4 protein-coding genes and 2 pseudogenes are annotated in these 6,579 nt (G+C 67.8%); 5 read left to right on the top strand and 1 reads right to left on the bottom strand.

Going from position 1 to position 6,579, the window contains the following annotated elements; genetic code table 11:
- The 4 genes from EP26_RS29095 to EP26_RS29080 form a co-directional block, all read left to right on the top strand.
- Positions 1–732: integrase core domain-containing protein (locus EP26_RS29095; protein ID WP_043344581.1), on the top strand; the 732-nt coding region annotated here is incomplete at its 5' end.
- A gap of 114 nt (positions 733–846) precedes the next feature.
- Positions 847–2,067, top strand: coding sequence for a glycosyltransferase family 4 protein (locus EP26_RS29090; RefSeq protein ID WP_052389835.1), 1,221 nt, complete (start codon positions 847–849; stop codon positions 2,065–2,067).
- Positions 2,068–2,144: 77 nt separating this feature from the next.
- Positions 2,145–3,290 carry a glycosyltransferase family 4 protein gene (locus tag EP26_RS32690; protein ID WP_052389834.1) on the top strand — a complete coding sequence of 382 codons (1,146 nt, stop codon included), beginning with the start codon at positions 2,145–2,147 and terminating at the stop codon, positions 3,288–3,290.
- An 83-nt stretch (positions 3,291–3,373) separates the two neighbouring features.
- Complete coding sequence (locus EP26_RS29080) at positions 3,374–4,576, top strand: glycosyltransferase (RefSeq protein ID WP_052389833.1); 1,203 nt, start codon at positions 3,374–3,376, stop codon at positions 4,574–4,576.
- A 291-nt stretch (positions 4,577–4,867) separates the two neighbouring features.
- Here the strand turns inward: EP26_RS29080 and EP26_RS29075 are convergent.
- A pseudogene (locus tag EP26_RS29075) lies at positions 4,868–5,386 on the bottom strand (IS110 family RNA-guided transposase); the annotation flags it as partial.
- A gap of 89 nt (positions 5,387–5,475) precedes the next feature.
- On the opposite strand from EP26_RS29075, the pseudogene EP26_RS34125 reads away from it, so the two are divergent.
- Positions 5,476–6,567 (top strand): annotated as a pseudogene (locus EP26_RS34125) (IS630 family transposase).
- Positions 6,568–6,579 lie beyond the last annotated feature (12 nt).

Here is a 6,579-nt window from a genome sequence, read left to right as displayed (position 1 = left end):
GCCCAGATCCTCGGCTCACGCCTGCATGGCGAGGGCTACCGCAAGATCTGGGCCCGGCTGCGCCATGCCGGCATCCGCACCTCGGCCCGACGGGTCCGGCGCCTCATGGGTCAGCACGGCCTGTTGGCGCCTCACCGCGTCGGCCGTTCCGAGCAGCGCGCTCATGATGGCACCATCACCACCATCGCCGTGGATGCAATGTGGGGGACCGACATGACCGAGACCGTGACCGTCAGAGAAGGCCGGGCCCGGGTGTTCGTGGCCGTCGACCACTGCTCCGGCGAGTGCGTCGGCAACCATGCCGCGCGCTCCAGCAACCGCTTCGAGGCACTTGAGCCGGTGCGCCAGGGCGTCCTGCGCAACTTTGGTGCCATCGAGAAGGACAGGGCCAAGGGCCTCACCCTGCGCCACGACCACGGTTCCAACTACCTCTCCGGCGACTTCCAGGACGAGATCGCCTTCCTCGGCATCGAGAGCTCGCCCTCCTTCGTCCGCCAGCCCGAGGGCAACGGCGTCGCCGAGCGCTTTATCCGCACCTTGAAGGAAAACTTCCTCTGGGTGCATACGTTCGACACCATCGAAGAGCTGCGCCGCGGGCTGCATGAGTTCGTCACACACTACAACGCCACTTGGCCCGTCGCCCGGCACGGCTACCGCACTCCGAACCAGATCCGCGCCGAGCAACGCCGCCTTGCTCAATGCCCATCGGCCAACCTACCCTTGGCCGCCTGAATGGCGCAGCCGACTGTCTCAACATCCGGACGCACTACAAGTAGGTGCGGCACCAAGGGGCAGAGCAAGGCTCCCGGCTTGACAGCGCCGGCCACCCCTGTCCCGAGTCTGCCGATGTCCGGGCGCTGCCTGCTGGTCTGCCACACCTTCCCGCCGGTCATCGGCGGCTCGGCTGGCGTCTATGAAGCCTTGGCGCGGCATGCTGGAGGGGCCATCGCCGTGCTCACCTCACAGCTGGATCCCGCAACGGGGCGCGAGTGGGAGGGCTGGCGGGAGACCGACGCCGTTGCGCCCTACTCGGTCCGGCGGATCGGCTTAGTGCGCCCGCCGTTGCGGAGTGGCGCCGCACGGAACTTTCTCTGGCGGCAGGCAGGCTGGGGCCTACGGGCCCTACGCCTCGCTGCCGCAGTGACGGCCGAGGCACGCCGGCATGCGGCCGAGGCTGTCTGCATCTGCGACGACGAGGCGGTCGGCTGGCTCGTTCCCTTCGTACGCCACGGCCTGGGCCGCCGGGCGCTAGTCTACTGCCATGGCGACGACCTAATGGAGGAGGATCCGGCCGCTCGGCGCGCCCGGCGCCGCTGGCTACTTGCAGCGGACTGCGTGGTGGCAGCCGGCGGCTTTCCCGCGCGTCAACTTTTTACGAATTATGGGCTCCCGACGGAACGCGTTGCGGTAGTGCCAAACGGCGTGGACCTCGACCGATTCCGGCCCCGGCCGCCGGACCCGCAGTTGCGTCGGCGGTTTGGGCTGGAGGAAAGGCGGGTGATCCTCACGCCAGCTCGGCTGGTTCCGCGCAAGGGCGTGGACCGGCTCATCGCTGCACTGCCCACCATCCGCGCTCGCTGTCCGGAGGCGATCCTCCTGGTCGTCGGCGACGGCCCGCAGCGTGCCGCACTAGAGGCCATGGCGATTCCGGCTGGCGGGCCGGCGGCGGTGCGCTTCGCCGGCGCGGTGGCCGCGGCCGAGCTGCCGGGCTTCTACGCACTGGCCGAACTCGTCGCGCTACCCAACCGGGCCGAGCCAGGTGAGAGCGACGGCACGCCGTTGGTCTTTCTGGAGGCGAATGCCTGCGGTCGCCCAGTGATCGGCGGCCGTGCGGGTGGCACACCGGAGGTGGTAATCGATGGCGTGAACGGGCTGCTAGTGGAGGGCGAAGACAGCGCGGCGATCGCCGCGGCAGTGCTGCGGGTGTTGCAGGACGCCGTGCTCGCGGCGCGACTGTCGGCGGGAGGACTGGAGGCGGCGCGGGTGGCGGGTTGGACGAGCCGGACGGCGGCCTTCCTGCGGCTGTGCCACCCCTCCATGGCTGGCGATGGACCGGCACCGGCCTGACATGCGCTGCATCGGGCCCTTGCGGCTAGCTGCGCGCCTTGCGAAAACGCCTGCACCAGACGACCGGAGCCCTCCTATTGCGCATTGTCATCACCGGCCCGTTTTTCTTCCCACAGCTCGACGGGGTGGAGAAGGTAATGCTGAGCCACGCCCGACACCTTGTCCGACGCGGGCATGAGGTGCATGTGGTGACCAGCGGCCTGCGCTATCCCAAGGGCAGCTTTCCCGATGCCCTCGGGCAGGAGGAGATGGAGGGCTTCCGCATTCACCGCCTGCCGGTGCGCATCGCCAATGCGCATTGGCGCTTCTCCTACCTGAACAACGGCGGTGTAGTGGTGGAGGGCCTGGTACAGCGTCTACGCGAAATTGCGCCCGATGTCCTGCACGCCCACCAAATCGCGGCGCCGGCTTGGGCGCTCGGCGCCGCCTTTTACGCCCGAACGCGCGGGCGCCGTTTCTTTTATTCCCCGCACTGGCACCCGGACACGGAGCCCTCGCGCCGCCGGCCGGCGACGGAACCGATGCTGTTGCACGCGATGAACTGGCTGCCGCTGGCCACGGCGCGACGCATCTTCCACCTGACGTCACTCGATCTTGCCCCCTTCGCGCTGGAATACCCCTGGGTGCCCGCGGCTCGGCAGGCCGTGCTGCCGAACGGCGTCCAATCCGGGCTGCCGCATGCGCGCTCCCCGCGCCCGTCCAGCGAGGTCGTGTTGCTCTTCGTCGGCCGCGTGGACGAGCACCGCAAGGGTTTCGACCTGCTGCGCCAAGCCTTCGCGCAGGCACGCCGCCCCGGTTGGCGGCTCGAAGTGATCGGGCGAATTTCCGAGGCGACGCGCGCCGGGCTGGAAGTGGAGTTCGGCCCCGCCGTGCGGGTACATGGGCTGGTTACGGAAGCGGCACTCGATCGCGCCTATGCCGAGGCGGACATCTTCGTCATGCCGTCTCGCTACGAAGGTTTCGGCATCCCTTATATCGAGGCTATGCGCTACGGCACGCCGGTGATCGGCACACGTGTGGGCGGCGTGCCGGAGGTGGTACCCACGGACACTGGCCTGCTGGTGCCGCCCGACGACGTGCCAACCTTGAGTGCAGCGCTGCGCCAGCTTGCCGACGATCCCGCCGGGCGGGCCCGTATGGGAGAGGCCGGACGGCGCTGGGCTGAGGGCTTTGGCTGGGATCGGATTGTGGAGCGGCTCGAGCGGGAATACGCCGCGGGATAGCGCGGTGCCCGACGCGTAGACACCCCTACTTCTCTACAACCGGCTTTCCTACAAGCCGCTGCAACGGCCATGGAGTGCGCCCAATGCCTAGCCCCATCTCGGGCCCTACCCCGGTGCTATTTACCCATTTCGGCGAGGAGTGGCTGACGGGCGCCGAGTACGTCCTTCTAGACCTGCTCGCCCATCTCGATCCAGCCCGTATTTCGCCGGTAGTCTGGTGCAACGGCGCGCCACTGGCTGAGAAGTGCCGGGCGGCGGGCTACCCTACCTACCGCAGCCAGTTCGCCTTCTTCTTGGACTACCCCGAGAGCGCGTCGCCCTTCTCCGCTCGGCACTACGCGGCCTTGGTGAGGGAGGGGGTCTCGCTGATCCGCCAACATGGCATCGGCGTGGTACACGCCAACAGCGCCGCGCCGACCCAGTGGCTCGTCCCCGCTGCTGGCTGGACGCGGCGCCCACTACTCACTCACCTACATGTTCGCTACTTGCGCCGCAGCCGCTACGCCTTGTTGCTTCACCAAGCGGACCTCATCGTCGGTGTGGCGCAGGAGGTCACGCGGGACCTGCCCGGCGACGGCTACGACCCCGCCCGGCTGAGTACGATCTACAACGGAATCGACCCCTCTCGTCTCAAAAATGCCAATCCGGCAGCGCTGCGTGCGCGGCTCGGCATCCCGGATGGCGTGCCGGTGGTGGGCTGCACGGGCTCGCTCATCCAGCGCAAGGGGCACGACGTGCTGCTGCGCGCCTTTGCCGCCCAGCCCGCCCGCGGCCCGCTGCCGCATCTCGTCATCGCCGGGTCAGGCGCAGAAGGCGAAGCGTTGGCGGCTTTGGCAGGCGAGCTCCGGCTCAGCGGGCGGGTGCACTTCGCAGGCCACATCCCGGACCCCGCGTCGCTTTATGCGATCAGCGACGTTTTCGCGTTGGCCTCACGGCGCGAGGGGTTGCCGCTTTCGCTCGCTGAGGCCGGCTGGTTCGGCCTGCCATCCGTGGCAACCGGCGTGGGCGGGGTAGCGGAGATCCTATTAAATGGCGAGACAGGCTTTGTTGTGCCCTCGGAGGATCATGCGGCCTTCGGCGCGGCACTGGCGCGCCTGCTTGACGACCCGGCGCTGCGCGCGCGCATGGGTGGCGCGGCCCGAGCGCGGGTAGATGCCGGCTTTACGGTACAACGGATGGCGGAAGAGTTTATGGTCGCCTACGAGGCGCTGTCCAAGCAAGGCGCACGCTCCCTTCTCCAAACCTCACGGGTTCGCTGTTACCTTCCCAAGTACATAAGAGTTTAATTTCAAAGCGAAGATAAGCTTCCATTGAGATCCCGCTCTCTTCTGTGGGCGCCCTCGTGGACGCAAGGACAATCTGCGGGATGGTGCGGGCGCAGCTGGGTGCTGACTTCTGTCCGGCCTTCGCTGCGTCCGTTCAGTGCCGCGGGCCCGTATGGGAGTTCGCAGATCGGGTTCAATTCTAATCGCCGCGCTCGAGGCGCATAGAGAACAAGTGGTTGACCGATCCCGTTCCCGTCACTGTGCGCCATACCATCCTTTCGACCGCCCTACGTCCGGCGGCCCCAACCGTGGTCAGCTCGAGTCTGTTACGGTCGGAGACCGATAGGTCTCGCCCTTCGCCAGCAAGGCCCAGATCGTTCTGGCCATTTTGTTGGCGACGGCGACGACCACGAGCATGCGCGGCTTGCGCGAGAGTATCTGCGTCAGCCATGAATGTGCGGGAGCGCCACGCCTGGCGGCCTGCTGCACCACCGCCGATGCTTCGATGATCAGCAGGCGGCGCAGCGTGCGCTCCCCCATCTTGGAGGTCCGTCCGAGCTTCTGCTTGCCTCCTGTCGACCGCTGTAGCGGCGTCAGGCCCATCCATGCCGCGAAGTCGCGCCCCTTCCGGAAGGTCTCTGCCGCCGGTGCCAGAGCTGCAAGGGCCGTCGCTGTCACGGGCCCTATACCGGGAATGGTGGTCAGCCGCCGCGCTACCTCATCGTCTTTGGCGCGACGGGCGATCTCGGCATCCAGGCGCCGAATACGATCGTCGAGCGATTTGAGGACCTCGATGAGGATATTCAGCGTCAGACGGGCTGCATCGGGTAATACGCCCGGCCGAGATCGCTGACTCGTAGGTGATGTCCCATATGGCTGAGAAGGTGCTTCGCTGCCTTTGCGGGTGAGCGGAGATGGCGATGGTAGCGGCAGTGGCGATCAGCCGGACGGATTTGGACGCGATGGGGCTGCGTCGGGCAGCAGGACGCGAACGGGATGCGGCGGCGTCGCGGCGGATGTTGGCCTTGGCGCTGGTGCTGGAGGGGCAGTCGCGGACGGACGCAGCCCGTGCGGCGTGGGCTTGAGCCGCAGAGCGGATCAAGGCGGCAGACGCTGCGCGATTGGGTGCATCGCTACAACGCCGAGGGCTTGGCGGGTCTGCGAGCCCGGGTGGGCGAGACCGGGCCGAAGCGGCGTCTGTCGTCCGATCAGGAGGTGGAGGTAGCCGAGTGGGTGCGCCGCGGCCCCGACCCGACAAGGGACGGGGTGGTGCGCTGGCGCCGAGCTGATCTGGCGCGCGCCATTGCCGAGCGGTTCGGCGTTGTGCTGGCCGAGCGGAGCGTCGGTCATGTGCTGCGCCGCCTCGGCTTCCGCCGCTTGGTTGTGCGGCCGCGTCACCCCGGTCATGACGCTGCGGCACAAGCGTCTTTCAGGCCGACTTCGCCGCCCTGGTAACCGCCGCCCTGTCACCCAAGGCGCGCGACAAGCCGCTTGAAATCTGGTGGCAAGATGAGGCCAGGGTTGGCCAGCAGGGCACGCTGACGCGCATCTGGGCGGAGCGCGGCTCGCGCCCGACCGCGCCGAAGGATCGCCGCTATGCCTCGGCCTACCTCTTCGGTGCGGTCTGCCCGGCCCGCGGCATTGGCGCCGGCCTCGTGCTGCCGGCCGCCAATGCCCACACCATGTCCCTCGACCTCGCCGAGATCAGCAGCCAGGTTGCGCGAGGTGCTCATGCGGTTGTCGTCATGGACGGCGCGGGTTGGCACCAGACCGGCGGCAAGTTGCGCGTGCCCGCCAACGTCACCCCGCTCCGTTTGCCACCCTACGCGCCGGAGCTGAACCCAGTGGAGAATGTCTGGGCCTACCTACGCTCCAACAAGCTCGCCAACCGCGTCTACGAGACCTACGACGACATCCTCGACGCATGCACCGAGACCTGGAATTGGTTCACCAGTCAGCCCGAACGCATCACCGCCATCGCATCACGACCATGGGCACAGGTCACTCAATGAGGCCAGGCGTAT

The organism is Belnapia moabensis DSM 16746 (assembly GCF_000745835.1).
Taxonomy (GTDB): domain Bacteria; phylum Pseudomonadota; class Alphaproteobacteria; order Acetobacterales; family Acetobacteraceae; genus Belnapia; species Belnapia moabensis.
Note: the sequence above shows the minus strand (reverse complement) of the source record. Positions and strands in the feature narration are given on the sequence as shown.